Genomic DNA, 25,218 nt, shown 5'->3' with positions numbered 1-25,218 from the left:
CCACCCTGAACCGTAGGCGCGCGGCCGGACGGTCCAGGGCAGACGACCGCAAGAGCTACCAGCGGCGCTTCTTGCGGCGCAGGAGGCCGACGACGCCGGCAATGCCGCCGCCGATCACAAAGCCCGCGACGGCGGCGCCGATCAGCACCTCCTGCTGGTGCTCGCGGATCTGCTTGCGCCAATCGGTCACCTCGGCGACCTCGCCGCGCAGGCGCTCCAGCGAGACCGCGAGCTCTGCGCGGTTGGCCTCGATGGACTGCCGGATCTCCTCAGGGGAGCGCTGGGACATCAGCAAGCCTCCGGGAGGAGATTCGCGATTTCCTCAGGCGAGCGTTGGGCGGACATCTAGACCGTCCCCCCGGGATGCTCGGCCGTCACGGTGTCCTTGATCAGCTTGGCCTCCTCGATGGCCATCTTGGGCGCGGGCGGCGAGCCCTTCTTGATCGCCCGGAACGCGGCGTAGCCCGCCAGCGCGGCGAGCAGGAGCAGGATCGCGGCCACCGTGAAGAAGCCCCAGAACTCCTGGCCGTCCGGGAACGGGATCGCCCAATAGGCCAGGTACGCGAAGCCGAACAGGAGCATGATCGCCGCGCCGAGCACGAAGACCCCGGCCGCCGCGGCGACCGCGACGCCGACGCCGAGCGACCGCACCTTGGTGGTGACTTCAGCCTTGGCGAGCTCGATCTCCTCGCGGACGAGGAGCTGTGCCTTCTCGCTGACGTCCGAGATCGCCTGGGCGATGTTGGTCGGCTGCTGATCGCTCACGAGTGCTTCCTCTTGGCCAGGCCCTTCAGGAGCAGGGCGACGACCAGCCCGCCGCCGAACGCGGCGCCGACGAGCTTCTCGGGGTGCGGATCGACCGCGCCCGAGCCGTCGCCGAGCAGCGCGCTGCCCGCGGGCTGGGAGAAAGACGCCTCGCCCGAGCCGACGGTCGGCGTGGGCTCGGTGGGCGGATCGGCGGCCGGCGGGATCGGCGCCTGGGCGGCGGCCTCCGCGGGCTCGGGCTCCACCACGGGATCCGGCCCCGCAGTCGTCGGGCTGTGCGGGTCCTCGGAGGCCATCACTCCGGCGGATCCTCGTCGAAGATCCGGCGGTAGGCCACGGCCGCGACGCGCGAGGCCGCGATCGACGCGATCGCCCCGAATGCGGCGAGCAGGCCCGACCAGGCGAGGCGCTTGGTGATGTCGTTGTGCTGCATCGGGTCCAAACCCTACCCGGACGGCGCGCGACCTATTGATCCAGCCCGCCGCAGATCGTCTCTACGATCAACCGCTTGGCATCGTCGAAGTCCTGTCCCGCCTTGGGCAGCGAGTCGAAGATCCACCCCGTCAGCACCTGCTCGATCGCCCCGTAGAACGCCATCGCGGCGAACTGCGGCGAGATGTCGGTGCGGAACTCGCCGGCCTCCTGCGCACGCTCGACGACCTGCGCGATCAGGTTGTAGGCCTCGGTGATCTTCGCCAGGTGCGTCTGGCCGAACGAGTTCGCCGCGCGGGTGACCTCCACGATGATGACCTTCATCAGGTCGGGGTCGTGGCGGTATGAGTCGATGATGAACCCGGCGATCGCCTCGAGCTTCTTGCGGGCGAGGATGTCCTGGGAGTCGACCTGGCGGATCGCCTCCAACATGACGTTCCAGCGCTCGAGGAAGAGCGTGTCCAAGACCTCGTCCTTGGACCGGAAGTAGTGGTACACCAAGCCGTAGGCGACGCCGGCCTCGTCGGCAATGTCGCTGACGCGACAGGTGTGGAAGCCCTGGCGGGCGAAGACGCGGACGGCCGCGTCGAGGATCAGGCGGCGCTTCTCGGCGGCCGCGGCGGAGGACCGTGCGGTGGCCATGGCTACCCGTACACCTCGGGACGCCGGTTGGCCAGCGACGGCAGGTCGGCGCGGATGCGGGCCTGGCGGTCGAGGTCGAGGTCGGCGATCGCGTAGGACTCGGTGTCGGGTGCTTGCGCGAGGACGAGGCCCCACGGGTCAACGATCATCGAGCGGCCGCCGGTGCGCAGGCCCGGCGCGTGGCGCCCCACCTGGTTGGCGGCGATCACGAAGGCCTGGTTCTCGATCGCGCGGGCGCGCAACAGCACCTCCCAGTGGTCGCGGGTCGTGGGCTCGGTGAAGGCGGAGGGCACCGCCAGGAGCTGCGCGCCGTCGACCGCCAGGCGGCGGTAGAGCTCCGGGAAGCGCAGGTCATAACAGATGGTCAATCCGAGGCCGACGCCAGAAGCGGTCGCGCTGAGCACGATCTCGTCGCCGGGCGCCTCGCCGTCGGATTCGCGGTAATCGCGGCCGCCGACGAGCACGTCGAACATGTGGATCTTGCGGTAGGTCGCGCGGTCGACGCCGTCGGGCCCGACGTGGACGGACGTGTTGGCTCCGCGACCGTCAGAAGCCTCCGAGACGCGCTCGGCGATCGAGCCGGCGACCAGGTCGATCTCCAGCTCCCGCGCGATCGCGCGCGCCCAGCTCAGCGCCGGGCCGTCGAGCGCCTCGGCGCCCGCGCGCTGGTCCTCCGCCGTCCCGTAGACCGACCACTTCTCGGGCAGCACGACCAGCGTCGCGCCGTCGCGCACGGCGGCGCGCACGAGGCGGTCGGCCGTCTCGAGGTTCGTCGCCTTGTCGGCGGTCGCGGTGAGTTGGACAGCGGCGGCGCGCACGGTGTGTGGGGGTCCTGGGTTTGGCGATTGACTGGTCAGTCAATCGCCGTCTGGGAGCATACCCCGCCGTGTCCACCCTGTCCGAGCTGCCGCTGCGAGACCGCCCGACCGGGTTGGCGGTGCCGCCCGCGCGAATGGCGCTCCTGCACGACCGCCGCCCGCTGAAGCGCTGGCGCTACGTGGGCCTCTACGGCGAGGACATCATGCTGTGCGCGGCGGTCGTCCGCGTCGCGGGGCTGCCGCAGGCGTTTTGGGCGACGTGGGACCGGCACGAGCTGCGCGAGAAGACCGTCTTCCGCCCGGGCGCTGTCGCCGTCGACGGCCACCGCGTCCGCTTCCCCGAAGGCGAGCTGACGCTGACCGACGACGGCGAGCCGATGGCGGTGACCTCGCGCCACGGCGACTCCTACATCTGGACGCGCAAGCAACCGGTCCGCGCGACGGGCACGGTGGCCGGGAAGGCCGTCGAGCTGCGCGGGCTGATCGACGACTCGGCCGGTTACCACGCGCGCCGCACGGACTGGCGCTGGTGCGCGGGCGTCGGTGAGACGCCGGACGGGACGCCCTTGGCCTTCAACATCGTCACCGGCCTGCACGACGCGCCGGTCGGCAGCGAGCGCACCGTGTGGGTCGACGGCCGCTCGGCCGAGCTGCCGCTCGCGACGTTCGCCGACGACCTCAGCGCGGTCACGTTCGCGGACGCGCCGGAGTCCCGTCTGGCCTTCGCCGAGGAGACGCGCCGCGCGCGCGACGACGACTTCGGCCTGTTCGCCTCCGACTACGTCCAGCCGTTCGGGACCTTCTCCGGCACGCTCCCCGACGGCGTCGTTGTCGCCCGCGGCTGGGGCGTGATGGAGCGCCACTCGGCCCGCTGGTAGCCCGGCGCCGCGGCCTTCTAGGCTGGAGCGATGTCCGCGTCCCATTCGTCGCCCCTTGCCGAGGAGCTGGCCGAAGGCCTGCTCGAGCGCTTCGTGCGGTACTGCCGCATCGAGTCCACCGCCGCGCGCTCGCGAACGCAGTCGCCGAGCTCGCCCGGCCAGCTGGAGATGGGGCGCCTGTTGGTCGACGAGCTGAAGGCCGCCGGCCTGGAGGACGCGTTCCTGGATGACAACGGCTATGTCGTCGCGACGCTGCCGGGCAACGTCGAGGACGCGCCGGTCGTCGGGTTGATCGCGCACGTCGACACGTCCCCGGACGCCCCGGGCGCCGGTGTGGAGCCGATCGTGCACCGCGACTACGACGGCGGCGTGATCGAGCTGCCGCGCGGCGGGACCATCCTGGATCCGGCGTCGGTGAGCGCGTTGAGCGACAAGCAGGGCCACGACGTGATCACCTCGTCGGGCGACACGCTGCTGGGCGCCGACGACAAGGCCGGCGTCGCGGAGATCGTCACCGCCGTCTCCTACCTCGCCGCCCACCCCGAGCTGCCGCGCCCCACGCTGCGCGTCTGCTTCACGCCCGACGAGGAGATCGGCGAGGGCGCGACGCTGTTCGACGTCGAGCGCTTCGGCGCGTTCTGCGCCTACACGCTGGACGGCTCGGAGGTCGGCGAGCTCCAGGACGAGACGTTCACCGCCGCCCAGGTCGAGGTCACGATCCACGGCGTCGACATCCACCCGGGCTTCGCGAAGGGCATCCTCGTCAACGCCGCGCGGCTGATCGCCCAGTTCGTCGCCGCGCTGCCGGACGACCGCCTGACGCCCGAGACGACCGACGAGCGCGAGGGCTACGTCCACCCCTACGCGATCGGCGGCGACGCCCAGAAGGCGACCGCCACGTGGATCGTCCGCGACTTCGACGACGACTTGCTCCAGCAGCACATCGACCTCCTTAAGTCGACCGCGGAGGAGATCGTCAGCCGCGAGCCGCGCGCGAAGCTGGAGATCGAGGTCCACCACCAGTACCCCAACATGCGCGCGCACCTCGAGCCGTTCCCGGAGGTCGTCACGGCCGCCGAGCGCGCGATCGACGCCGAGGGCCTGAAGGCGCGGCGGACCGTGATCCGCGGCGGCACCGACGGCTCGCGCCTCTCGGCGATGGGCCTGCCGACGCCGAACGTGTTCACCGGCGGCCACGAGTTCCACTCGGTCCGCGAGTGGGCGTCGCTTCAGGACATGGCGTCGGCTGCGGCCGTGATCGTGCGGCTGGCCGAGGCCTGGACGCAAGAGGATCTCCGCGCCGCCGCGGCGAGCAACGCGGCGTCCGCGGGCAAGAGCTAGGACTACGGCGACAGCGGCTCGGCGCGGGGCGCGGCCGGTGGCGGAGCGGTCGCCTCGCCGCCGCGGCCCGGCCGTGCGCGCTTGGCCGCGTAGAGCCGCGCGTCGGCGGCGGCCAGCGCGGAGTCGAGCGTCGCGCCGCGCGGCCACGCGGCCGTGCCCGCCGACCACAGCATCGGGTGCGCCTCGCGCAGGCGCGCGACCACGCGCGTGGCGCCGTCCTCCGACGTCGCCGGCAGCACCAGCGCGAACTCGTCGCCGCCGTGGCGCGCAAGCAGGTCGGCCGGGCGCAGCGCGCCAAGCCAGGCCTGAGCCAGATCGGCCAGCAGCTGATCGCCCGCCGCGTGGCCGTCGTGGTCGTTGATGGCCTTGAAGTCGTCGAGGTCGATCAGCACAACCGCCAGGTCGGCGCCCGTGCGCGCCGCCAGCTCGTGCTCGCGCTCGGCCGCGGTGATGAACGCGCGGCGGTTCAGCAGGCCGGTCAGCGGGTCGGTCTCGGCCTGGCGACGGACGCGTTCGCTCAGCCGCGAGAGCGCGTGGCCGGAGCCCCAGACCGTGGCGGTGACGAGGATCCAGGCGGTCAGCGTCTCGTCCAGGCCGGCGGCGCGCAGCCCGGCGCCGAAGCCGATCGTGATCAGCGCGCTGTGCAGGCGCGTGGCCGCAGGCGAGAGGAAGAGCCCAGAGTAGACCGTGATCCACACGTAGGCGTAGCCGGCGAGCATCGCGCCGCCGGTCGTCGACGACGCGCCGACCAACACGCTGGTGATGACGATCACCGCGGCGACCGTGACCGTCAGGCCGGTGTGGTCGATGCGCGGGCCCGCGACGACGAGGCCGATCGCCAGGACGACGCCGACGACCGTGAGCGCGATCAGCAGGTCGGTCGGCCGTCCGGGCGCGACCGGGAACGCCGCGGAGAACGCGCAGGCGAATGCGGCCACGAAGGTCAGTGCCGACAGCGACCGGACCTCGGGCGGAGCAGCGGCAACCCGGTGAGGAACCCTCATCTCAGGGTGTTGCCTACCCGGTCCGCGAGCGGACTCCTCTACGGGTTGGCGCCTAGACGGCAGCTTTGGCGAGGTTTGCCCAGAGATGCAGGACTGCCTGGCTACGGAACGGCGCCCAGCGCTGTGCGTCGGCCGTCGTCGCGCCGAGGCGGGTGAGCGAGGTGCGGACCGCGACGTCGCCGTCGAGGAAGACATCAGGGTCTCCTAGGCGCAGCGCGACGTAGCCGGCGGTCCAAGGGCCGATGCCGTAGAGCTGCGTGAGCGGCGCGGCGTCGTCCGGTGTGGCGAGCGGTGGGTCGGCGAGGGCGAGCTCGCGCAGGGTGCGGGCGCGGTTGCGTGGCATCCGGAACGCCTCGTCGGGCGCGGCAGCCAGCGCCGAAGGCTTTGGGAAGAGGAGCGAGAGCGCGCCGTCGTCCCCGCTGCGCTCCCCCGCCGCGGCGGTCAAGCGCGAGAGCAGGCGCCGCGCGGCGGCGACGCTGATCTGCTGGCCGGCGACCGCGCGGACCGCGACCTCGAAGCCGGACGCCGCGCCGGGCACGCGCAGGCCGGGGCGGGCGCGGACGAGCGGGCCGAGGATCGGGTCGTCGCCGAGCGCTCGCACCACTGCCGCGGGGTCCTCGTCGAGCCCGAAGAGGGCGCGCGCCGTGGCGATGGCGCGCGGCTCGTCGGCGGGATCGGCGAGCGACCACTCCGCGTCCACCCCGTCCGCGCGCGGCGTAAGCGCGATCATCGCCGGGCCGCCCGGCAGCGCCAGCGTGCGGCGGTAGGTGCCGCCCTCGACCGTCTCGACCCCGTCGATCGCGCGGGCGGCGAGGAACCTCAGGACGGCGGCGCCGTCGAACGGCTGGGCGGTGGACAAGAGCACGCGCCCACTATGGTGCCGCGACGTGAAGATCGTGAGCGTGATGACGACCGCCGCGCGCGGAGGCGGCGAGTACGCGGCGGTCGACCTGCTCGACGCGCTGATCGGGCGCGGCCACGAGTGCGTCATGTTGTCCAACGTGGCCGACGTCGCCGAGGGCACGCGCGTCCCGGTCAAGCCGATCGACCTCGGGCCGAAGCTCTCGCGGCGCAGCGCGGTGTCGCTGACGGCGAAGGCGCCGCTCGTGTTGAAGTCCTTGAAGGCGGCGCTGGAGCGCGAGGCGCCCTACGACGTCTTGTTGGTGCACTACAAGAAGGAGCAGCTCCTGGCGCCGTGGCTGCCCAAGCGCCTGCGGCCCAAGCTCGTCTGGGCCGAATGGGGACCGGTCCCACGCCAGCTGCGCAGCGGCGCGCCCAACGTGGTGTTCAAGCGCGCGGCGCGCGACGTGCACGTCGTACTGGCCGTGTCGGCCGGGACCAAGGACTCGTTGATCGAGGCCGGGATCGACGCTGACAAGGTCGCGGTCGTTCCCAATGTGATGGATCTGAACGCGGTGCGCTTCAGCGCCGAGGCCCGGGCGCGGGTGCGCGCCGAGCACGGCATCCCGGAGGGCGCGTTCACGGTCGGCTGCGTGTCGCGCTTTCACCCCAAGAAGCCGCTCGACGTGCTGATCCGCGCGACCGCCCAGCTCGGGCCGGACGCCCACCTCCTGCTGGCCGGCGACGGCGAGACCGAGGCCGAGTTGAAGGCCTTGAGCCACCAGCTGCTCGGCGACCGCGCCCACGTCCTCCCCACCCCGCACCGCGCGATCGCCGACGTGCTGAGCGCGCTCGACGTCTCCGTCTTCTGCCCCTCGCCGACCGAGGGCGCGCCGCGCGCGGTCATCTACGCGATGGAGGCCTCACGTCCGGTGGTCAGCACCGGCCCCGAAGGCGTCTGGGACATGATCGAGCCCGGTATGGGCGCGATCGCCGAACGCGAGCACGACGCCGACTCGCTCGCCGACTTGTTGAAGCAGTACCGCGACGACCCTGAGCGCGTCGCCCGCGAAGGCGCCACCGGCCGCCGCCTGGCCGAGGAGCGCTACGACGGCGCGGTCGTCGCCGAGCAGATCGAGCGCCTGCTCGCCTAGGCGGCGTCGATCGCCGCGAGCAGCTCGTCCCAGTGAGCGGTGGTCGCCGCGATGCGGGCGACCAAGGCCTCCAACTCGGTCCAGCCGTCGTCGGACTCCCAGCCCCAGTGCAAGGTGATGGGCGCCCAGAGGCCGGCCTGCTGGGCGATGAGCGCGTCGGCGGCGGGCAGGACCTCGCGGGCGTGGCCGTAGAGCGGCCAGTAGGACGGGAGGTAGAGGGCGCCGTCGCGCCACTGGGGCGTGGAGTGGAAGCCCATCGTCTGCAAGGTCTCGGGGCCGGAGCAGACGACATCGAAACGGGCGGCCAACGGCGCGTACTGCGTGGCGTCGAAGCGGTTGTAGGGCGGGACGAAGACGCGCGGGCGCTCGAGGCCGGCGGCGGCGAGCTCGGCGAGTGCGGTGTCCAGCAGCTCAGCGGTCGCGGCGGCGTCGAGGCCGCTCAGCTCGCTGCGGCGGCGCGGTGAGGCGAAGCGCGTGCGGTGGTCGCGGCCGTGCAGTGCGAGCGTCACGCCGTCTTGTTGAAGGCGTTGGAGCATCGCCAGCTCGGAGTCGTCCAGCGGCCGCCACTCGCGCTGCTGCGGATCGAGCGGGTTGCGGCTGACCCGCGTCGGGACCGCGATGCAGTACGGCACCCCGGCCTCGGTCAAGATGGTGTGGAACCGCTGGTACCTGTCGGTCCCGAAGCGCCCGGGCTCGTCCCACGCCTGGTAGTGCGGGAACTCGTCGACGCGGACCAGGAACCGCGGCGGCGCGGACGCGGCGGCGCCGAGCACGGAGCGCCGGACGTCCTGCAACGGCGCGGCGACGGCGGAGGCGAAGTCCAGCCCGCCGCGGCGGCGCTGGACGAGCTGCTTGAAGCGGACGGGCGCCGGAGGGACGCGCTTGGTGCGCAGCGCGGCGAGGACGTCTGGCGCGGAGATGGCCGCCTCCGTCGTGACGCCGTCGGCGAGCTCGCGGGCGAAGACGACGCGCGCGGTGCGCCGCGCGGCGTCGTCCTCGCCCCGCGCCTTGGCGTACGTGTCGCGCGTACGGCGGGCGATGGCGTCCCAGGCGAAGCGGGTCTCGGCCAGCTCGCGCCCGTTCGCGCCGCGGCGCGCGGCCTCGTCCGGCCCGGCGGCGACGACCGCGCGCAGGGCCTCGGCGAGCGCGTCAGGTGAGGGCGCGGCGCTCAACCAGCCGGTCTCGCCGTCCTCCACGGCCTCGGCCAAGCCGCCGACGGGGTAGGCGACGACCGGACGGCCGAAGCCGTAGGCCAACAACAACACGCCGGACTGCGAGGCGCGCTTGTAGGGCAGCACGACCGCGTCGGCGGCGGCGAAGAGGTCCGCGGCGTCCGACATGGGGATGAACTCCGCGCGGAGGTGCAGGCGCGAGCCCAACGCCGCGATGGCGTCGCGCTCGGCGGCCGGCGCGCCGAGGTCCTCGCCCGCGACGATGACGTGGAGCGCCTCGACCTCCAGCGCCGCACCCAACAGGTCGCCGAGGCCCTTATCCGAGCGCAGCTGGCCGAACAGCAGCACCGCCGGCGCGTCAACCGGGACCCCCAAAGCGGCGCGGGCGCGCGCCCGGTCGCCGTCGCCGCCGGTCCGCGCCAGGCCGCCGTACTCGCCGTGCGGGATGACGTCGACCGCGCCGCGCTCGGTCGCATACGCGCGCGGCAGGTCGCTCTCGGTGTGGACGATCGTGCGCGCGGTCATCCGCGCGAGCGTCTTGCGCGTGCGCTCCAGCGAGGCCTCGCGCTCGAAGGTGTTGTGCTCGGTCTGGACGACCGTGGCGCCGACCGCCCGTAGCGCGCCAACCGCCAGGACGCCGAGGCGCAGGTCCTCCCAGCCCTCGGTGTGGACGACGTCCGCGCGCCGCGCCAACCACGCCAGCCGCGGGATCGCCGCGACGAACAGCAGCCCGTTGGCGACGCGCCCGAGCCGCGCCCGGCGGACGAGGCGCCCGATCGGCGACGCGTCGCGCACGTAGCGGAAGACGGTCCGCACCTGAACGCCTTCAGGAACGTCGCGGTAGCTCGTCTGGTCGCGCGCCGTCGCGAGGTCCACCCGCGCGCCATCCGCGGCAAGCGCGGAGGCCAACGCGGCGGTGTAGTCGGCGACGCCACCGCGTCCGCCCTGCTCGATCACCAGCACCCGCACGAGGCAGCGAGCGTACAGGCCGGTGCCGTTGGGATGATCCCTGGCGATGGACGCCCAAGACCTGTTCGTCGCGGTCCAGACGCCGGTGCGCGGGACCGGTCAGGCGCTGCGCGTCGCGACCGTGCTGCGCGCGCTCGCCGACACCGGCCGCTGCGTCCACGTGCTGCACGTCCGCTTCGGCGGCGACGAGCCGGCGCCGGAGCTGCAGGCGGTGGACGGGCTGACGTTCGAGGCCGTCGACCCGTCCCGCGGCGCCGCCCGCGCGTTGACCTACGCCTTGGCTCGCGGCCGCCGCCTGCCGGCCGGATGGGCGCGCGCGATCTCGCCCGAGCTGGTGTCCGCCGCCCGCGCCCGCGCCAAGGGCGCCGACCGCGTCATCGCCGACGGCCCCGGCGCCGCCGCCGCGCTGCTCGGGCTCGCCAAGCGTCGCCCGGTCATCTACAACGCCCATAACTTGGAGTCGGCCTACCGCCACACGCTGGCCGACAACGACCTCGGCTCGCCCGGGCTGCTGCGCAACGCCGAGCGCCGTCTGCTCGCCACGTTCGCCGAGTCGTGGATGGTCTCCGAGGTCGACCTGGCCGGCGCACGTGAGCTGTGCCCGACCGCCACGCTGCGCCTCGTTCCCAATGTGGTGGACATCGAGGCCATCCCCGCCGCCACGGCCGACCCGCACGCCCAGCGGATCCTGATGGTCGCCGACTACACCTACGAACCCAATGCCAATGGGTTGCGCTTCCTGGTGGACGAGGTGATGCCGCGCGTGTGGACCGAGCGCCCGGAGGCGACGCTGCGCCTGGTCGGCCGCGGCCTGCCGGACGGTCCGTACGACCCACGCGTGCAGCCCGCGGGCTTCGTCGACGACCTGAACGCCGAGTACGCGGCCGCCTCCTGCGCCGTCGTGCCGCTGCTGGAAGGCGGCGGCACGCCGTTCAAGTTCTTGGAGGCGATGGCCCACGGCCTGCCGGTCGTCGCCACGCCGCGCGCCGCCGCCGGGCTGGCCGTACGCGACGGCGAGCACTACCTCGAAGGCGAGGACGCCCAGACCTTCGCGGGCGCGATCATCGCCCTGACCGGCGAGAACGCCGACACCGCGCGCCTGGCCGCCGCGGGCCGCGCGCTGGTCGCCGACCGCTACTCGATGGCCGCGCTGCGCCAGGCGGTCGCGGTATGAGCGCCCCGCCCCTCGTCGTCCAGTACCTCTACCTGCACGCGCCGGGCGACACCTACACCTACCCGTCGGCCCGCGCCGGCGGCGGCAGCGACGCCCGCCGCCTCGCCGCCCGCTACCTGGAGTGCGCCGCCGTTCAGGCCGCCTCGCTGCGCTTCGCCGGCGTCGCGTGCGAGCCGGTGCTCGTCACCAACCTCGCCGACCCCGCCGCCGCGCTGGACGACCACGGCCGCCGCGTCTTGGACGCGATCGACCGCCTTGGCGTCCGCCGCCTCACCGCGCCCTACGACCACGCGCCAGGGCCTGAGGTCGAGATGTTCTACAGCTCGCGCTACGTCTTCGACGCGATCGGCGCGGTGACGAGCGCCGACGATCCGCAGCGCGCCGTCTGGCTGGTCGACGTCGACTGCGTCTGGCGCGACCCGGCGCGTGCGTTTGCCGCCACGCCAGAGGACGACGCGATCGCCTGCGTCACGATCGGCTATCCGCCCGACTGGGACGTCTCCGGCCACACGCGCGCGTCGATCGGCGCGCTGGCCAACAGCGCCGAGCCCCCGCCGTGGATCGGCGGCGAGCTGCTGGCCGGCCGGGCCGGAGCGCTGCGCGAGCTCGTCGCGACCTGCGAGGCGCTCGACGCCGCAGCGCCCAGCGGCGCCCGCCTGCCCACCGAGGAGGCGCTGCTGACCTACGCCGGCGCGCTGGGCCAGATCCGCTTCACCGACCGCTCCGACCTCGCCGGGCGGATCTGGACCGGCCCGCGCCACGGCGCCGCCAACCCGCCCGATCCGAAAGCGCTCGCGCTCTGGCACCTGCCGTCCGAGAAGGGCCTGTCATTTCGCCGCGCGGCGCGCGCGCTCACCCGCGACCGGACGACCCGGCTGCGCGCCGACCTGGCCGACGCCGGCCGCGCCGCCCACCGCTTCAACCTGGACAACTCGACCGCCACCCGCGTCCGCAACGACACCTGGCTCGCCGCCCAGAAGCTGCGGTCCGCCATCATCGAACGCCGATGACCACCTTGCAGGGGCGCGACATCGTCTGCGTCGGCTTCGCCGACTGGGACACCGAGCTGCTGACCAACCAACATCACCTGATGTCGCGGTTGGCCCAGCACAACCGGATCTTGTTCATCGAGTCGCTCGGGCTGCGCCGTCCACAGCTGGCGGGCCGTGACGTGTCGCGCATCGCGCGGCGACTCAAGCGCGGCCTTCAGCCGCCGCGCACAGCGCCCGAAGGCGTGCACGTCCTCTCGCCGCTGGTGCTGCCGCTGCACTCCCGGCCCGCGGTCCGCGCGATCAACGCCCGGCTGCTGCCCGCGCTGGTCAAGCGCGCGACCAAGCGCTTGCACTTCAACGAGCGCCCGATCCTCTGGGGCTACGTCCCGCAGGCCGAGGCGCTGCTCGACGCGCTGAACCCGGCGCTGGTCGTCTACCACTGCGTCGACGACATCGCCGCCCAGCCCGGCGTCGATGCCGCGAGCTTCCGCGCCGCCGAGCAGCGCTTCGCGGCCCGTGCCGACCTCGTCCTGGCCAGCGCACCCGCGCTCGCCGCGCGCATGCGCGAGTTGAACGACAACGTGCTCTACGCGCCCAACGTCGCCGACACCCGCGCGTTCTCCAGCGCCCTCGCTCCCGGCCCGATCGACGCCGCGCTCGACGCGCTCCCCCACCCGCGAGTCGTCTTCACCGGCGCGGTCGTGGCGACCAAGCTCGACGTGGAGCTGATCGTGGACGTCGCCAAAGCCCGCCCCGATTGGTCCTTCGCGCTCGTCGGCCCGACCGGCATGGGCGACCCATCGACCGACGTCTCCGCGTTGATCAAGGTCGACAACATCCACCTGCTCGGCGCGCGCAGCCACGACGAGCTCCCCGCCGTCCTGCGCGGCGCCGACGCCGGCATCATCCCCTATGCGTCGAATCAGCTCACCGCCTCCATCTTCCCGATGAAGGTGTATGAGTACCTTGCCGCGGGCCTGCCGGTCGTCGCCACGCAGCTGCCCGCGCTGGACGGCGTCACCGCGATCACCACCGCCCCGGACGCGCCGTCCTTCGCCGCCGCCCTCGACGCCGCGCTGACCCAGAACGACGACGCCCACCGCACCGCCCGCTCTCAGGAAGCCGCCGCCCACTCGTGGGAGGCCCGCCTCGAAGAGATCGGCGACGCGATCAGCGCGCTCGGCCGCTAGTCCGCTTGCGCCCCCATGGGCGCATCCGCGCCGGGCGCGACGGGCGGGCCGGCAGCGCGCGGTCGTTCAGCAGCGCTTCGGGCACGTCGCGCGTCAGCCAGTCCGCGCACCACTCATAGCCGGCGTGCGCGAGCCCTTCGCGCAGGACGGGCGAGCGGCCGCGGACGTTGTGGGCGTCGGTGGCGACGTTGTGGGCCATGCCCTCGTCCAGCGCCCACTGCGAGAACTCGCGCGCGGTCGAGCCGAAGCGGCCGGTGAGCGACGCACCGGTCAGCGACGCGTAGGCGCCGCTCTCGGTCAGCCGCGCCAGCAGCGCGTGCTCGCGCAGGAACAGCGGCGAGCGCTCCGGGTGGGCGAGCAAGACGGTGTGGCCGAGACCCATCAGCTGCTGGACGCGGGCCTCGAAGTGCGGTGCCACGCGCGTGAAGGGACATTCGATCAGCAGCACGCGGCTGTCGCCCAGCGTCAGCGTGGGCGCCGCGTCATCGCCCAGCGCGCGCAACTGCGTGAGGTCGATCTCCGCGCCGGCCTCGACGCGCAGCGGCACCGCGCGCCGCGCGAGCTCCTTCTCCACCAGCTGGACGAGCAGCCCGATCCGCACCGGGTCGTTCGGGTACTCGCCGGAGACGTGCGGCGTGGCGACCACGCGCTCGATCCCCGCGGCCGCCATGGCACGCGCCAAAACGAGCGTGTCGTCCATCGTCGCGGGCCCGTCGTCCAGGCCCGGAAGCAGGTGGCAGTGAAGGTCGATCACGTGTTCCCCATTGTGCCGAGGTCATCGGCCAATGACCGAATACGGACATCCGAACCAACAGATGTCCAATTCCAGGGGTCCCCGATCGCGGGTTCCCCAACCCGACCCGAAACTTAGAGCAACGGATCGCCGCTGAAGCCGCGGCGCTCCGCTCCCCGATAAAGGCACCCCCGTCGCGAGGCGGGCTCGCAAAGCCAGGGGTCTCTCCGAGACAGCCCAGCTTCCCAAAGGATCTCGATGACGTTCTGTTCCCCGCAGGATGGCCGCCGCCTGCCCCTGCACGCCACCTTGATCGCAGCTGCGATCGCTTTCGCCGGTGTCCTTCCGGCGTCCGCGAGCGCCGCGTCCGCGAACACGACGAAGTACCGCGCCGCCGACAAGGCCGTGGTCTCCGCTGCCCAGAGCCTCTCCCGCTGCCAGGTGCGCACCAACAGCACCTCCCCGAAGGTTTGCAAGACCGAGCGCAATGCGCTGCAGAAGGCCGGGCTCAAGCTCTCCAAGCTCCAGGGCTCGCTCGCCCGCTCCGCCGCGTCCAACGCGTCCACCTTGGCGCCGACCCAGGTCGCCCCGGTCCTCTCGGCCACCGGCGCGAAGCTCACCTGGAAGAAGGTCGCCGGCGTCAACACCTACGTGCTGGTGCGCAAGGTCTCCGGCCGCAGCGATCTCTACTCCGCCGTCACCGGCACGACGGTCACCCCGGACACGATCGCGGGCAAGACCGTCACCTACAGCGTCCGCACCGCGGTCGTCGGCTCCGCCTGGGCCCGCGAGCTGCAGGTCAAGTACGCGACCGCCGCTCAGCGCCAGGCCGCCCCGGCGCTGTCGGTCGACGGCAAGTCGCTGCGCTGGACGAGCGTCGTCGGCGTCGACAGCTACGTCCTGGTCACCAAGGAGCCGGGCGCCGCCGACGTCTACGAGACGGTGACCGGCACGTCGGTCACGCCGCCGGCCAAGGCCGGCAAGACGGTCCGCTACTCGGTCCGCACGAACGTCAACGGCGCCGCCTGGGCCCGCGAGGTCTCGATCGGCTTCCCGGCCGCCTCGACCGGCACGACGACCACCGCGCCCTCGACCACGACGACGCAGCCCGGCGCGGGCACGCCGTCGACCGGCAACGGCTCCTCGACCGCCGGCACGACCACGAGCGGCTCGACGACCAGCAACTCGTCGGCCCCGGCGCCCGCCGCCCCGAGCACCACGTCCAACTTCGAGATGGGCATGAACTCCGGCTCGGCGATCGCCTGGGAGATGGGCTTCATCACCAAGCTGTCGGCCAAGCACGTCCGCATGGAGTTCGACATCAACACCAACGTGTCGGACATCGCCCCGATCGTCCTGCAGTACGCGCAGGCCGGCATTCAGCCGATGCTCCTGGCCGGCTTCCAGGGCCGCACCCCGACCGCCACCGAGGCGCAGAACCTCGCGACCTGGGCTGCCGCCTTCGGCCCGGGCGGCACGTTCTGGCAGGGCAAGAACGTCGCCCCGTCGACCGCCGTGACCCGCATCGAGTTCGGCAACGAGACCAACAACCCCTACCAGTACAACGGCTGGACGCTGGCCGACGACTGGTACAAGAACTCGCAGTACCTCAACCTGGCCAAGGAGTACGCCCGCCAGGCCAAGAACGCCGCGATCGCCGTCACGGCCGCCAACCCGAAGGTCGGAATCCTCGCCGTCGGCGACCAGTACTCGGGCTACACCACCTGGATCAACGCCATGTTCGACGCGGTCCCGGACCTCGCGAACTACGTGGCCGGCTGGACCGTTCACCCGTACGGCCCGCAGTGGCAGATCCCGATGGACAACATGCTCGCCGCCATGAAGGCCCGCGGCGCCGCCGAGAAGCCCCTCTACGTCACCGAGTGGGGCGTGTCCTCCGACAACGGCCGCTGCCTCAGCGACAACTTCGGCTACGACAAGTGCATGTCCTACACGACGGCGGCCAACACGCTCAAGACGGTCGTCGCCGGGATGCGCGCCCGCTACGGCGCCCGCCTCGCCTCGGTCTTCCTGTACTCGACCGCCGACCAGCGCTCGACCGGCGCCTCGACCGACCGCGAGCACTACTTCGGCGCGATGAAGTCCGACAACACGCCCAAGGGCGCCTACACCGACGAGGTCGTCTCGCTGATGACGACCGGCGTGTAGGACTTCCCGCCGACATCACGAAGCACCGGAGCGCCGTCGGGGCCGGACCCCGGCGGCGCTTGGTCGTCTACCGTCACTGCCGGCACCCGTGCGTCTCCTGTTCTTCAACGAGGGCAACCTCGGCTCCCACGTGCTCGGCCAGGCCCAGGTCGAGGCGACCCTGCGCGCGATGACCGACGACGTCGCCGGCCTGGAGGCGGAGTTCGTGACGCTGGCCCCGCAAGGCCGCTGGGCACACGCGGCCGCGTCGTGGAGCCGTCCGATCCTGGCGAAGACCGGCCTGGAGCTGCGCACGCTGCGCTGGCACGCGGTGCAGTCCACGCGCGGGCGTGGCGCGCTGACACAAGCGGTTGCGGCGTTCCGGCCCGACGCGATGCACGTCCACAGCCACTCGGTCGCCCTGCAGATGCGCGGGCTGATGGCGCAGACGCCCACCGCGCTGTCGGTCGACGTGACGATCGGCGACTGGGCGCGGATGCCCGCGTGGCGGACGGCGTCGCGGGGCGCGGCGCTCCAGCTCAAGGTCGTCGAGCGCGCCGAGCGCCGCGCGTTCGAGACTGCCGCGCTGACGCTCGCCTGGACCGACTGGGCCGCGCGTGCGGTGCGGGCGACCGCGCCGGGCGCCAACGTCGTCGTCCACCACCCGGGGCTCGACCTCGACCGCTTCTCCCCGGCGCCGGCAAACGAGCGCGCGCCGCGCGAGCGCCCGCGAATCCTCTTCGTCGGCGGCCGCTGGGAGGACAAGGGCGGCGCCGACCTGGTCGCCGCGCTGGGCGACGACCTCGGCACGACGGTGGAGATCGACGCCGTCACGCCCGCCGACGTGGCGCCGCGCGACGGCTTGCGCGTCCACCGCCTCGGCCCCGGCGACCCCGAGCTGATGGAGCTGCGCCGCCAGGCCGACCTGCTCGCGCTGCCCTCCGGCGCCGATGCCGCGCCGTGGGCGGTCCTGGAGGGCATGGCCTGCGGCCTGCCGATCCTCGGCAGCGACGTCGGCGGGATCCCGGACCTCGTCGGCGACGCGGGCGTGCTCGTCCGCTACGGCGACCGCCGCGCGCTCGGCGACGCGGCGCGCTCTCTGATCGCCGACGACGCAAAGCGGCGCGCGCTGGGCGCGGCGGCGAGAGCGCGAGTGGAAGCGAAGTACGACGCTCGGACCAACACCCGCGCGCTGGTGGACCTGCTCGCCGGGATCGCGACGCGATGACGGCCCTCGCCCAGAACCGCCTCGTCCTCCTGGCCTCCGCCATCGGCCTCGGGCTCTTCATGGGCGCCGCGGTCGCCAAGCACCCGTCCTACGCGCTGCTCATCGGCGTCGGCGTCACCGCGGTGATGGGCCTGATGGTCCTCGGCGACCGCGCGTTCGCGTGGGGCATCGTGCTCGTCGCGGTCGCGCCTTGGTACCCCTTCATCAACGACGTCGCCGCCGCGCCGCGCGTGCCGCAGAAGGTCCTCTGCGCCGCGATCGCCGGCGCGCCGCTGGTGCCGTGGCTGTGGTCGATCCTCTCCGAGCGCCAGAGCGGGACGTTCCGCCGCCCCAGCCGTCGCGCGTTGTTGTACGGGTTGGTCTTCTTCTGCCTGGCAATCTCGATCCACGACGCGGTCGGCGGCATCCAGCCGATGATCGACTCCGGCAACTTCGGCCTGCTCTTCGCCGGCGTCGCGTTCCTCTGCGCCCGCCGCTTCGCCAAGCTCAACGACGCCTGGGGCCCGGCGGCGCTCGCCGGCCTGATCATCCTGGTCGGCATGGGCCTGCTCGCCTACGCGCAGGACCGCTCCAACCGCGTCGGCTACTTCACCGGCTACCCCATCACCTACGGCGCGCTGGTCGTCGGCCTCGCGCCGCTCGCGCTCGTGCAGGCCGCGCGCTACTCGCGCTACCTGGCGATCGGCCTCGGCGCGATCGCCGCGCTCGTGCTGATCTTCAGCGAGTCGCGCAGCTCCTGGGTCGCGGCGGTCGGGGTCTTGCTCGTGCTGACCGCGATGCTGATCCGCCTACAGCGCTGGCGGGCCCTGCGCGCGGTCGCTGCCCTGGCGGCGATCAGCTTCATCGCGATCATGTCCACCGGGTCGCTGCACGGGATCGTCGAGCGCAAGCTCAGCTCCGACGTCACGCAGTCAGACTCGGTCACCCACCGCACATGGAGCTACGGCTACGCGCTGGGCCAGATCAAGGAGCGCCCGTTCTTCGGCGGCGGCGCGCCCGGCTACAGCGCCGAGCAGGCCGCCGACCAGACCGACATCGGCGCGGTCGACAACGGCTACCTGTCGATCACCGTCGACACCGGGATCTTCGGCCTCGCCGCGGTGCTCGTGCCGATCCTCGTCGCCTTCAGCCTGCTCGGGCGCTGGCTGTGGTTCGCCTACACGCCACCCGCCGAGGACCTCGCGCTCGCGCTCGGCATCACCGGCATGGCGATCGTCACGATCTTCTACGACTCGTTCTACTGGGCGCAGATCATCCTGCTGCTGACCGCGATGGGCGGCACGCTCTCAGCGCGCGAGTACGCGCTGCGCTCGACCGCCCGTGGGCGCTCCCGCCGCCGTCAGAGGCGGCTGAGCAGGCGCTCGCGGCGCGACTTCGGCTTCGCCGGCCCATCGCTGTAGTACGAGGAGTTCAGCGAGTCGGTCGTGCCGGTCACGACCAGGCCCAGCACGCGGCGGCCGGACTGCAGCAGCACGCGGCGCGCCTCGCGGGCGCGGTCGCGACGGGTGGTCCCGACGCGGCCGACGAGGACCACCGCATCGACCTGCGGCAGCTGGAGCAGCACGCGGGTGTCGGCGACCGGGATCAGCGGCGGCGCGTCGACGATGACGATGTCGGCGGCGTCGCGCAGCTCGGCGAGCACGTCGCCCGCGCGGCCGGTGCGCAGCAGGTCGGCCGGGTTGGGCGGCACGGTGCCGCCGGGCAGGACGTCGAGCGTCGAGCCGCGGCCCATCGGCGTGACGAGGTAGCGCATTGGCGACTCGTCGGAGGCCAGCACGTCGGAGAAGCCGGGCAGCTCGGGATCGACGCCCAGGCGCGAGCCCGCGGTCGGGCGGCGCATGTCGGCCTCCAGCAGGATGACGTCCTGGCCGACCGCGGCGAGCGTCACCGCCAGGTGGCGCGCGACCGTCGACTTGCCCTCGGACTCGTCGGCCGACGTGACGACCAGGCAGCGCACCTCGCGGCCGGGATCGAGGAAGCGCAAGCCCTCGCGCAGCATCCGGTAGGACTCGCCGGTGCGGCCGGTCGGCTCGATCTGCAGCGACCCGACGCGGTCCTCCGGCACGGTCGCGACGACCGGGAAGTCGGAGTAGGCGCGCTCGACGTCCTCCTCGGTCTGAAGGCGGCGGTCGAGGTAGTCGACCAGCAGCGCCAGGCCGCAGCCCGCGAGCAGGCCGAGGATCAGGCCCAGGATCGCGTCGCGCTTGGGCTTGGGCGACGTGGGGTTGGGATCGGGCTGCGCGGAGGCGACGACCTCGGCGTTGCCGGTCTGCAGCGTCTTTAGGACCTCGAGCTGGCGCAGGCTCGTCAGGAGGCCGGAGCGCTCGTCCTCGCCCGCCGTGGTCAAGGACTGGTTGATGAGGTCCTGGGCGTTCTGGACGGCGGCGCGGTCGGTCGCCTGCCGGTAGGCGATGTAGCCCTTGGCGAACGCGTTGGCCACCGCGGCCGCGTCGACCGGCGAGGCGCGCGTGGCCTCGACCGACGCGACGTCGGAGTCCGAGCCCGGCGTCACCGTGATCGAGCCCAGCAGCGAGGCGGCCGACTCGTCGGTGTGGAGGATCTTCTTGGCCTCGTTGGCGACGTTGGTCGACGCGACGACGTCGAGGTTGGTCTGCGTCGCGCGCTTGGGGTCCTGGCCGGCGTCGAAGAGGTCGTTGCCGTAGAGCGTGCGCGCGAAGCCCGGGTCGCGGAACAGCAGCGACGCGGTCGACGAGTACTCCTTCGGCGTGCGCAGCACGAGCAGCACCGAGACGAGCACGCAGAGGATGACCACGAGCACCACGAGCACCTTCCGGCGCCAGATGACGCGGAACAGCTCAAACGGCGACGTGGCGCGATCCGCGCCCTCGTCCTCGAAGCCCAGGTCGTCAACCCGCGGCGTCATCTCGTGCCTCCACGGGTGGATCGTACGTCCAGACCCCCGAGCAACGCGGCGATCTCGTTGCGGAACCGCTCGGGCGAGAAGCGGCGCGCGTTGTCGCGGATCGCCTGCTCGTCCAGCGAAAGCTCTTCGAACAGGAGGATCGCGGCCGCCAACGCGTCGGGCGTCTGCTCGGAGAAGAACACGCCGGTCTCGCCGTCGATCACGGAGTCCAGTACGCCGGCAGCGCCGTAGGCGATCACCGGGATGCCCGCGGCCTGCGCCTCGACCGGCACGATCCCGAAGTCCTCGGCGCCCGGGAACAGCAGCGCGCGGGCGCCGGCCAGGACGTCGCCGAGCTCCTCGTCGGGCACGAAGCCCAAGAACTCGGCCTCCGGGCCGGCGGCGGCCTTGGCGGCCTCCATCGCGCGGCCCGTGCCGACGACCTTCACGCGGCGGCCGAGCTTGGCGCACGCGGCCAGCGCGAGGTCGACGCGCTTGTAGGGGATGACGCGGCCCAGCAGCAGGTAGTAGTCGTCCTGCGCCCGCGGACGCTCCAAGTGCTGGGCGATCTCCACGGGCGGGTGCACGACGACCGAGTCGCGGCGGTAGTACTTCTCGATCCGCCGCGCGACGAACGACGAGTTGGCGACGAAGAGGTCGGGGCGCGAGGCGCCGAGGAAGTCGTTGCGGCGCACGCCGGGCATCAGCACCGACGCGGCCAGCCGGCCGACGCGGCCGAGGTCCTCGCCCGCCAGGTAGCCGGGCTCCCAGGCGTGGCGCATCGGCGTGTGGCAGTAACAGACGTGCTTGGTGTCGGGCGGGGTCAGCACGTTCTTCGCACAGGAGTGCGACGAGGACACCACCAGGTCAAAGCCCGACAGGTCGAAGGACTCAAACGCGCGGTTCATCAGCGGCAACAGCTTGGGGTACTGCGTGGTCGCCTTCGGGATCCGGTTCAGGAACGACGGGTGGACCGGGACGCCCGCGAGCTTGTCGACCCACGGCTCGGGGTCATAGACCGACGTGAAGACCTCCGCGTGGGGCAGCAGCTGGAGCAGCTCCAGCACGACTTTCTCGCTGCCGCCGGGGATCGTCAGCCAGTCGTGCGCGATCGCGGCGCGCGGGAAGGCGTCGGTGAGGTCGGTCTCGGACATGGTGATGGACATCGCCTTCCCGGGCTATCGGCCGCTGACACGCGCAGCCTGAGCGCCGGACGCCGCCTGCAAGGCTTCGTGGGCGTCGGCGACGAAGGCCGCCTGGGCCTCCAGGTAGGGCTCCAAGCGGTACTCCTGGGCGCGCGCGAAGGCCCGCTGCACGCGCGCGGCGGTCTGCTCGGTCTCGGTCAGCGTGCGCGCCAGCGCGCGGGCGGCGGCGACCGCGTCCGTGGCGGGATACAGCAGCGCGTGCTCCTCGTCGTGCATGCCCTCGCCCACGCCGCCGACGTCGGCGGCCACCAGCGGCACGCGCGCGAACGCGCCTTCGATCGTCACCAGCGGGAACGGCTCCTCCCACGTCGACGGGAGGATCAGCGCGTGCGTGCGCGTCAGGACCGCGGCAACGCCATCGGGGTCGACCGACCCCATCCACTCGACCTGATCGGCCACGCCGAGCTGCTCGGCCAGCGCCCGCATCTCCGCGCCGTGGTCCTCGTCCTCGGGGCCCACGACGACGAGCTTGACCGTGAGGCCGTGGTCGTCGCGCAGGTGTTGAAGGGCCTCGATCGCGATCGCCAGGCCCTTGTAGGGCGTGACGCGGCCGACGAACGCGATCTCCGGCTCGGGCGCCGGGTCGCGGACGACCGCCTCGTAACGAGCGCCGTCGCGGGGCACGGAGTGGCCGATGCGCTCGAGGACCGGCCGCGCGGACGGCGGCGTGCCCGCCAGGCGGCGGATCGCCTCGGAGTTCCACGAGATCGCGGTCTTAAACGGGCGCGCCGGGTCCAGGCGCAGCGCCGGGTGCACGGCGTTGTAGCCGCGGCACAGCGCCGACCACGCGGCGCGCGCCGGCGAGCGCTGCTCGGGCGCCAGCTCGCGCAGGAACTGGTCGACCACGAACAGGCGCCCGAACCAGTGCTCGCAGACGCGGAAGGCCATCGGCGTGCCGGAGTCGGCCAGGACGCGCAGCGCGGCCTGCGGGATCGCGGTGCCGTTCCACGAGTAGATGAGGTCGGGCTGGAAGTCGTCCAGCGCGCGGCGCGCGGCCTTGACCGCGGCGACCGACTCGCGCGGCGCGCGCAGGGCGCCCTTCTCGTCCTGGCTGAGCGTCGGCAGCGTGCGCAGCACGCCGGTCTCCCCTGCGGGCACGTCGGCGACGTCCCAGTTCGAGGTCAGCACGAGCACGTCGTGCTCTTGGCGCAGGCGCCCGACGACGATCGCGCACTCCCGTTCGTATCCGCCCAGCGCGATCGGCGGGTACAGCGTGGAGGTCACGAGGATCCGCACAGCGGCTGAGGACCTTAGCGGCCGTCGCCGAGCGCGAGGGCGTCGAGCTCGTCCATCGGCTCGGGGTGCGCGGCCAGGTCGAACTTGCGCGCGAAGAGCTTCTTGGAGGCCCGCATCGCCGGCACGTCGGCGGCCGTGATCGGCGGCGGGCTGTTGCCGGCCCAGTGCAGGAACCGCAGGTCCTCGTTGACCAGCGTGTCGCGCAGGGGCGACTGCAACAACACCATCTGAAAGAGGTTCTCGTCGGGGACGTGGACGAAGCGGAAGTAGAAGCGCACGTCGGGGCGGCGCGTCAGGAAGCGATGGGCGTAGCGCACGGCCTCCGGCGTCAGCGACCACCACGCCGAGCCCTGGTAGGCGGTCTTCAGCCCGCGCGGCAAGCGGCGGTGGCGGTCGATGTGCCAGCGCCGGCCGCGGATCGAGATCCACCAGGTCTGAAGCCGCTCGCGGTCGCCCGACCACGACCACACGTGGTTGCCCTCTCGCTCTTCATCAGACAGCTGGCGCTCCTCACCCGCCGACCAGAAGATGTAGGACTTGCCCTGGTTGTCGTCGTAGAACGTGTGGATCTCGTCGGCCGAGCGGATCGGGTAGTCGGCGCCGCTGAGCAGCACCAGGTGCGTCCACGGTTTCGTCTTATAGGTCTTCAGCGCCGCGCGCATGCCGATCAGCGTGGCCTGCACGATGCCCCAACCCGCCCAGTGCACGGGCACGCGCCGGGGCGTGAGCACCGGCGGGATCGGCAGCTCACGGAAGGCCGCTTCGAACGGCGCGAGGTCAGACTTGCGGTCGACGTGGACCAAGACGGTGTCCTCGGGGGTGCTGATGCGCGCGACCAGCCGCGCGACCTGCTCGGGCGCGCCGTGGGCCATGACGAGGTAGGCGACGCCCATCAGATGGTTGATGCGAGATCGATCGACCGGGAGAATGTCGCATCGACCATCTAGCGGTGCCGGTAAAGGGTCGCGGTGAACACGCCGAAGCGACGCTCGGACACGCGGACGAAGTCGGCCTTCAGGATCTTCGGCGCGACCGCCATCACCGGCTCGGGCGTCGGGTGCCAGGCGCTGGAGGACGTGTCGACCAAGCCGTAGCCGAGGACCCAGAGGCGGTTCGCGCCGCCGATCCGGCGCGCGACCTCGGCGGCGGGGTACTCGCGACCGAAGAGGTCGCCGGCGGCCACCGCGCTCTCGCGCAGGCCGACGTCGGCCGGGTGCGTGCCGCCGTCGCCTTCCAAGAAGTACAAGAAGCCGACGCGAGCGAAGGCGGGCGCGAAGACCATCGCGTCGCCGGGCTGGGCGTTGTCGGCGACATAGGCGGCAGCGCCGCGGAGGTCCTCGCCGGTCGAGGCGGGGTGCGGCTCGTCCAGCGCGGCGAGCAGCGCGCCCACCAGCACGAGCGCCGCCAGGCCCGCGGCGAAGCGGCGCGGCAGCGTGGCGACGGCCACGCCCGCGACGACGCCGAACGCCGGCACGGTCCCGATCAGGTAGCGGTCGACCCACGTGTTCTGCACGACGCAGAGCGCGCCGAGCAGGACCGGCGGGATCACGAGCCAGCAGACCGGCAGCGCGAAGCGCCACGCCTCCGGGTCACGCGCCCGCAGCGCCCGCGCCAGCGCGCCCGCCACGACGAGCGTCGCGACGGCCAGCACGCCGAAGAGGAACAGGCTGCCCGCCAGCGCCTCGACCGACTGGCGCAGCAGGTCGCGTCCGAGCGGCGCGACCCAGTCCGTGCGGTCCTTGTCGCCCGACGCCGCGAAGACCAGCAGCGGCAGGTAGGCGACCCCGACCGCGACGAGGCTGATGAGCAGCGGACGGAGCGGGAGCCGCCGCCATCCGTAGAAGGCCAGCGACGCGACCTGCGCGACGACGATCAGCGCGCCGAGCATGTGCGTGTAGGGCAGCGCGGCGATCGCCAGCGCCCAGAGCGCGAAGTCGCGCGGGCGCCGGTGCTCCAGCGCGCGCAGGAGCAGCAGCGCCGCGAGCGCCGCCAAGAACATGGTGAACGCGTAGCCGCGCACCTGCTGGCCGAAGACCACCAAGAACCCGTTGAGCGCCACCACCGGGCCCGCGACCGCCGCCGCCAGGTCGCCCGCCAGGCGCCGCGCGACGAGCATCGTCACCGGTACGGTGGCGATCGCGGCCGCCGCGCTGGGCAGCCGCAGGAAGCCGTCGCCATGGCCGAGCTGCTGCCACGCCGCCAGCAGGAAGTCGTAGAGCGCCATGTTGGACTCGTGATGGGTGATCACGTGCCACATCGAGCTCAGCGAGCGGCCGCTGATCGTCACCGACGCGACCTCGTCGCGCCACAGCGACTCGCGGCCAATCCCGTAGAGCACCAAGAACGCGGCGATCACCGTCGGCACGGCCAGCAGCGCGGCGGTGCCCGCGCGCGATCGCTTGATGGTCGTGTCCCCGCTCATCGCCATGGTCGT

24 protein-coding genes and 1 riboswitch are annotated in these 25,218 nt (G+C 72.7%); of the genes, 9 read left to right on the top strand and 15 right to left on the bottom strand.

Annotation, left to right across the window (positions count from 1 at the left end):
- Nucleotides 1–55: 55 nt before the first annotated feature.
- Genes ACT01A_RS20970 through ACT01A_RS20945 form a run of 6 tightly spaced genes read right to left on the bottom strand, consistent with a single transcriptional unit; the run spans nucleotide 56 to nucleotide 2,657 of the window.
- Nucleotides 56–289, bottom strand: coding sequence for a DUF3618 domain-containing protein (locus tag ACT01A_RS20970; RefSeq protein ID WP_445149043.1), 234 nt, complete (start codon nucleotides 287–289; stop codon nucleotides 56–58).
- 56 nt (nucleotides 290–345) lie between these two features.
- A complete protein-coding gene (locus ACT01A_RS20965; protein WP_445149042.1) occupies nucleotides 346–765 on the bottom strand; it encodes a phage holin family protein in 420 nt (139 codons plus the stop codon).
- Nucleotides 762–1,061, bottom strand: a complete 300-nt coding sequence (locus ACT01A_RS20960; protein WP_445149041.1) for a hypothetical protein — start codon at nucleotides 1,059–1,061, stop codon at nucleotides 762–764. The genes ACT01A_RS20965 and ACT01A_RS20960 overlap by 4 nt, the downstream gene beginning before the upstream one ends.
- A complete protein-coding gene (locus ACT01A_RS20955) occupies nucleotides 1,061–1,198 on the bottom strand; it encodes a hypothetical protein (RefSeq protein ID WP_445149040.1) in 138 nt (45 codons plus the stop codon). The genes ACT01A_RS20960 and ACT01A_RS20955 overlap by 1 nt, the downstream gene beginning before the upstream one ends.
- 32 nt (nucleotides 1,199–1,230) lie before the next feature.
- Nucleotides 1,231–1,839: a TetR/AcrR family transcriptional regulator gene (locus ACT01A_RS20950; RefSeq protein WP_445149039.1), complete on the bottom strand. Its 609-nt coding sequence runs from the start codon at nucleotides 1,837–1,839 to the stop codon at nucleotides 1,231–1,233.
- Nucleotides 1,840–1,841: 2 nt separating this feature from the next.
- On the bottom strand, nucleotides 1,842–2,657 hold the full coding sequence (locus tag ACT01A_RS20945) for a carbon-nitrogen hydrolase family protein (RefSeq protein WP_445149038.1): 816 nt from the start codon (nucleotides 2,655–2,657) through the stop codon (nucleotides 1,842–1,844).
- A gap of 68 nt (nucleotides 2,658–2,725) precedes the next feature.
- Between ACT01A_RS20945 and ACT01A_RS20940 the strand changes: the two genes are divergently transcribed.
- Entirely contained in the window at nucleotides 2,726–3,535 is an 810-nt protein-coding gene (locus ACT01A_RS20940; protein WP_445149037.1) for a DUF2804 family protein, read from the top strand.
- A 30-nt stretch (nucleotides 3,536–3,565) separates the two neighbouring features.
- Nucleotides 3,566–4,876 carry a peptidase T gene (pepT, locus tag ACT01A_RS20935; protein WP_445149036.1) on the top strand — a complete coding sequence of 437 codons (1,311 nt, stop codon included), beginning with the start codon at nucleotides 3,566–3,568 and terminating at the stop codon, nucleotides 4,874–4,876.
- A 2-nt stretch (nucleotides 4,877–4,878) separates the two neighbouring features.
- Here the strand turns inward: pepT and ACT01A_RS20930 are convergent, their stop codons facing one another.
- Both ACT01A_RS20930 and ACT01A_RS20925 read right to left on the bottom strand, forming a co-directional pair.
- The gene (locus tag ACT01A_RS20930) at nucleotides 4,879–5,880 is read right to left on the bottom strand and encodes a diguanylate cyclase domain-containing protein (RefSeq protein WP_445149035.1); all 1,002 of its coding nucleotides are present in this window, start codon (nucleotides 5,878–5,880) and stop codon (nucleotides 4,879–4,881) included.
- A 52-nt stretch (nucleotides 5,881–5,932) separates the two neighbouring features.
- Nucleotides 5,933–6,745, bottom strand: coding sequence for a DNA-3-methyladenine glycosylase family protein (locus ACT01A_RS20925; protein ID WP_445149034.1), 813 nt, complete (start codon nucleotides 6,743–6,745; stop codon nucleotides 5,933–5,935).
- Between the two features lie 22 nt (nucleotides 6,746–6,767).
- Here ACT01A_RS20925 and ACT01A_RS20920 point away from each other — a divergent pair, with 22 nt between their 5' ends.
- Entirely contained in the window at nucleotides 6,768–7,874 is a 1,107-nt protein-coding gene (locus tag ACT01A_RS20920; protein ID WP_445149033.1) for a glycosyltransferase family 4 protein, read from the top strand.
- On the opposite strand, the gene ACT01A_RS20915 is transcribed toward ACT01A_RS20920, so the two are convergent.
- Nucleotides 7,871–10,015 (bottom strand): glycosyltransferase, encoded by a 2,145-nt coding sequence (locus ACT01A_RS20915; protein ID WP_445149032.1) that lies wholly within the window; start codon nucleotides 10,013–10,015, stop codon nucleotides 7,871–7,873. The genes ACT01A_RS20920 and ACT01A_RS20915 overlap by 4 nt on opposite strands.
- Nucleotides 10,016–10,061: 46 nt before the next feature.
- Here ACT01A_RS20915 and ACT01A_RS20910 point away from each other — a divergent pair, with 46 nt between their 5' ends.
- The 3 genes from ACT01A_RS20910 to ACT01A_RS20900 are packed head-to-tail and all read left to right on the top strand — an operon-like array spanning nucleotide 10,062 to nucleotide 13,371.
- Complete coding sequence (locus tag ACT01A_RS20910; RefSeq protein WP_445149031.1) at nucleotides 10,062–11,189, top strand: glycosyltransferase; 1,128 nt, start codon at nucleotides 10,062–10,064, stop codon at nucleotides 11,187–11,189.
- On the top strand, nucleotides 11,186–12,199 hold the full coding sequence (locus ACT01A_RS20905) for a hypothetical protein (protein ID WP_445149030.1): 1,014 nt from the start codon (nucleotides 11,186–11,188) through the stop codon (nucleotides 12,197–12,199). The genes ACT01A_RS20910 and ACT01A_RS20905 overlap by 4 nt, the downstream gene beginning before the upstream one ends.
- The gene (locus ACT01A_RS20900; RefSeq protein ID WP_445149029.1) at nucleotides 12,196–13,371 is read left to right on the top strand and encodes a glycosyltransferase; all 1,176 of its coding nucleotides are present in this window, start codon (nucleotides 12,196–12,198) and stop codon (nucleotides 13,369–13,371) included. Before ACT01A_RS20905 ends, ACT01A_RS20900 begins: the two co-directional genes overlap by 4 nt.
- Here the strand turns inward: ACT01A_RS20900 and ACT01A_RS20895 are convergent.
- A complete protein-coding gene (locus tag ACT01A_RS20895) occupies nucleotides 13,352–14,125 on the bottom strand; it encodes a tyrosine-protein phosphatase (RefSeq protein ID WP_445149028.1) in 774 nt (257 codons plus the stop codon). The genes ACT01A_RS20900 and ACT01A_RS20895 overlap by 20 nt on opposite strands.
- 153 nt (nucleotides 14,126–14,278) lie before the next feature.
- Nucleotides 14,279–14,353, top strand: a riboswitch (cyclic di-GMP riboswitch).
- A gap of 60 nt (nucleotides 14,354–14,413) precedes the next feature.
- Here ACT01A_RS20895 and ACT01A_RS20890 point away from each other — a divergent pair.
- From ACT01A_RS20890 to ACT01A_RS20880, 3 genes are all read left to right on the top strand, one after another.
- Nucleotides 14,414–16,273, top strand: a complete 1,860-nt coding sequence (locus ACT01A_RS20890) for a hypothetical protein (RefSeq protein WP_445149027.1) — start codon at nucleotides 14,414–14,416, stop codon at nucleotides 16,271–16,273.
- A gap of 88 nt (nucleotides 16,274–16,361) precedes the next feature.
- Nucleotides 16,362–17,480, top strand: a complete 1,119-nt coding sequence (locus ACT01A_RS20885; RefSeq protein ID WP_445149026.1) for a glycosyltransferase family 4 protein — start codon at nucleotides 16,362–16,364, stop codon at nucleotides 17,478–17,480.
- Nucleotides 17,477–18,880: an O-antigen ligase family protein gene (locus tag ACT01A_RS20880; RefSeq protein ID WP_445149025.1), complete on the top strand. Its 1,404-nt coding sequence runs from the start codon at nucleotides 17,477–17,479 to the stop codon at nucleotides 18,878–18,880. Before ACT01A_RS20885 ends, ACT01A_RS20880 begins: the two co-directional genes overlap by 4 nt.
- Here ACT01A_RS20880 and ACT01A_RS20875 read toward each other — a convergent pair.
- From ACT01A_RS20875 to ACT01A_RS20855, 5 genes are read right to left on the bottom strand one after another with little or no spacing between them, the layout of a single operon-like run.
- On the bottom strand, nucleotides 18,820–20,364 hold the full coding sequence (locus ACT01A_RS20875; protein ID WP_445149024.1) for a polysaccharide biosynthesis tyrosine autokinase: 1,545 nt from the start codon (nucleotides 20,362–20,364) through the stop codon (nucleotides 18,820–18,822). The two genes, ACT01A_RS20880 and ACT01A_RS20875, sit on opposite strands and share 61 nt — an antisense overlap.
- Entirely contained in the window at nucleotides 20,361–21,509 is a 1,149-nt protein-coding gene (locus ACT01A_RS20870) for a glycosyltransferase (RefSeq protein WP_445149023.1), read from the bottom strand. Before ACT01A_RS20870 ends, ACT01A_RS20875 begins: the two co-directional genes overlap by 4 nt.
- A gap of 12 nt (nucleotides 21,510–21,521) precedes the next feature.
- Nucleotides 21,522–22,784, bottom strand: coding sequence for a glycosyltransferase (locus ACT01A_RS20865; RefSeq protein ID WP_445149022.1), 1,263 nt, complete (start codon nucleotides 22,782–22,784; stop codon nucleotides 21,522–21,524).
- Between the two features lie 14 nt (nucleotides 22,785–22,798).
- Nucleotides 22,799–23,677 carry a beta-1,6-N-acetylglucosaminyltransferase gene (locus ACT01A_RS20860; protein ID WP_445149021.1) on the bottom strand — a complete coding sequence of 293 codons (879 nt, stop codon included), beginning with the start codon at nucleotides 23,675–23,677 and terminating at the stop codon, nucleotides 22,799–22,801.
- Between the two features lie 50 nt (nucleotides 23,678–23,727).
- The gene (locus tag ACT01A_RS20855; protein ID WP_445149020.1) at nucleotides 23,728–25,206 is read right to left on the bottom strand and encodes a glycosyltransferase family 39 protein; all 1,479 of its coding nucleotides are present in this window, start codon (nucleotides 25,204–25,206) and stop codon (nucleotides 23,728–23,730) included.
- Between the last annotated feature and the right edge of the window lie 12 nt (nucleotides 25,207–25,218).

This window comes from Baekduia sp. Peel2402 (genome assembly GCF_052567285.1).
The sequence above is the reverse complement of the archived record's forward strand: the minus strand, read 5'-3'. Positions and strand labels throughout refer to the sequence as shown.

Excerpts from the sequence above, each read along its gene's own strand:
- ACT01A_RS20930 (WP_445149035.1), bottom strand. The coding sequence starts at position 5,880 with ATGAGGGTTCCTCACCGGGTTGCCGCTGCTCCGCCCGAGGTCCGGTCG.
- ACT01A_RS20900 (WP_445149029.1), top strand. The coding sequence starts at position 12,196 with ATGACCACCTTGCAGGGGCGCGACATCGTCTGCGTCGGCTTCGCCGAC.
- pepT (WP_445149036.1), top strand. The coding sequence starts at position 3,566 with ATGTCCGCGTCCCATTCGTCGCCCCTTGCCGAGGAGCTGGCCGAAGGC.
- ACT01A_RS20860 (WP_445149021.1), bottom strand. The coding sequence starts at position 23,677 with ATGGGCGTCGCCTACCTCGTCATGGCCCACGGCGCGCCCGAGCAGGTC.
- ACT01A_RS20880 (WP_445149025.1), top strand. The coding sequence starts at position 17,477 with ATGACGGCCCTCGCCCAGAACCGCCTCGTCCTCCTGGCCTCCGCCATC.
- ACT01A_RS20970 (WP_445149043.1), bottom strand. The coding sequence starts at position 289 with ATGTCCCAGCGCTCCCCTGAGGAGATCCGGCAGTCCATCGAGGCCAAC.
- ACT01A_RS20910 (WP_445149031.1), top strand. The coding sequence starts at position 10,062 with ATGGACGCCCAAGACCTGTTCGTCGCGGTCCAGACGCCGGTGCGCGGG.
- ACT01A_RS20870 (WP_445149023.1), bottom strand. The coding sequence starts at position 21,509 with ATGTCCATCACCATGTCCGAGACCGACCTCACCGACGCCTTCCCGCGC.
- ACT01A_RS20905 (WP_445149030.1), top strand. The coding sequence starts at position 11,186 with ATGAGCGCCCCGCCCCTCGTCGTCCAGTACCTCTACCTGCACGCGCCG.
- ACT01A_RS20855 (WP_445149020.1), bottom strand. The coding sequence starts at position 25,206 with ATGAGCGGGGACACGACCATCAAGCGATCGCGCGCGGGCACCGCCGCG.
- ACT01A_RS20960 (WP_445149041.1), bottom strand. The coding sequence starts at position 1,061 with ATGGCCTCCGAGGACCCGCACAGCCCGACGACTGCGGGGCCGGATCCC.
- ACT01A_RS20950 (WP_445149039.1), bottom strand. The coding sequence starts at position 1,839 with ATGGCCACCGCACGGTCCTCCGCCGCGGCCGCCGAGAAGCGCCGCCTG.
- ACT01A_RS20955 (WP_445149040.1), bottom strand. The coding sequence starts at position 1,198 with ATGCAGCACAACGACATCACCAAGCGCCTCGCCTGGTCGGGCCTGCTC.
- ACT01A_RS20875 (WP_445149024.1), bottom strand. The coding sequence starts at position 20,364 with ATGACGCCGCGGGTTGACGACCTGGGCTTCGAGGACGAGGGCGCGGAT.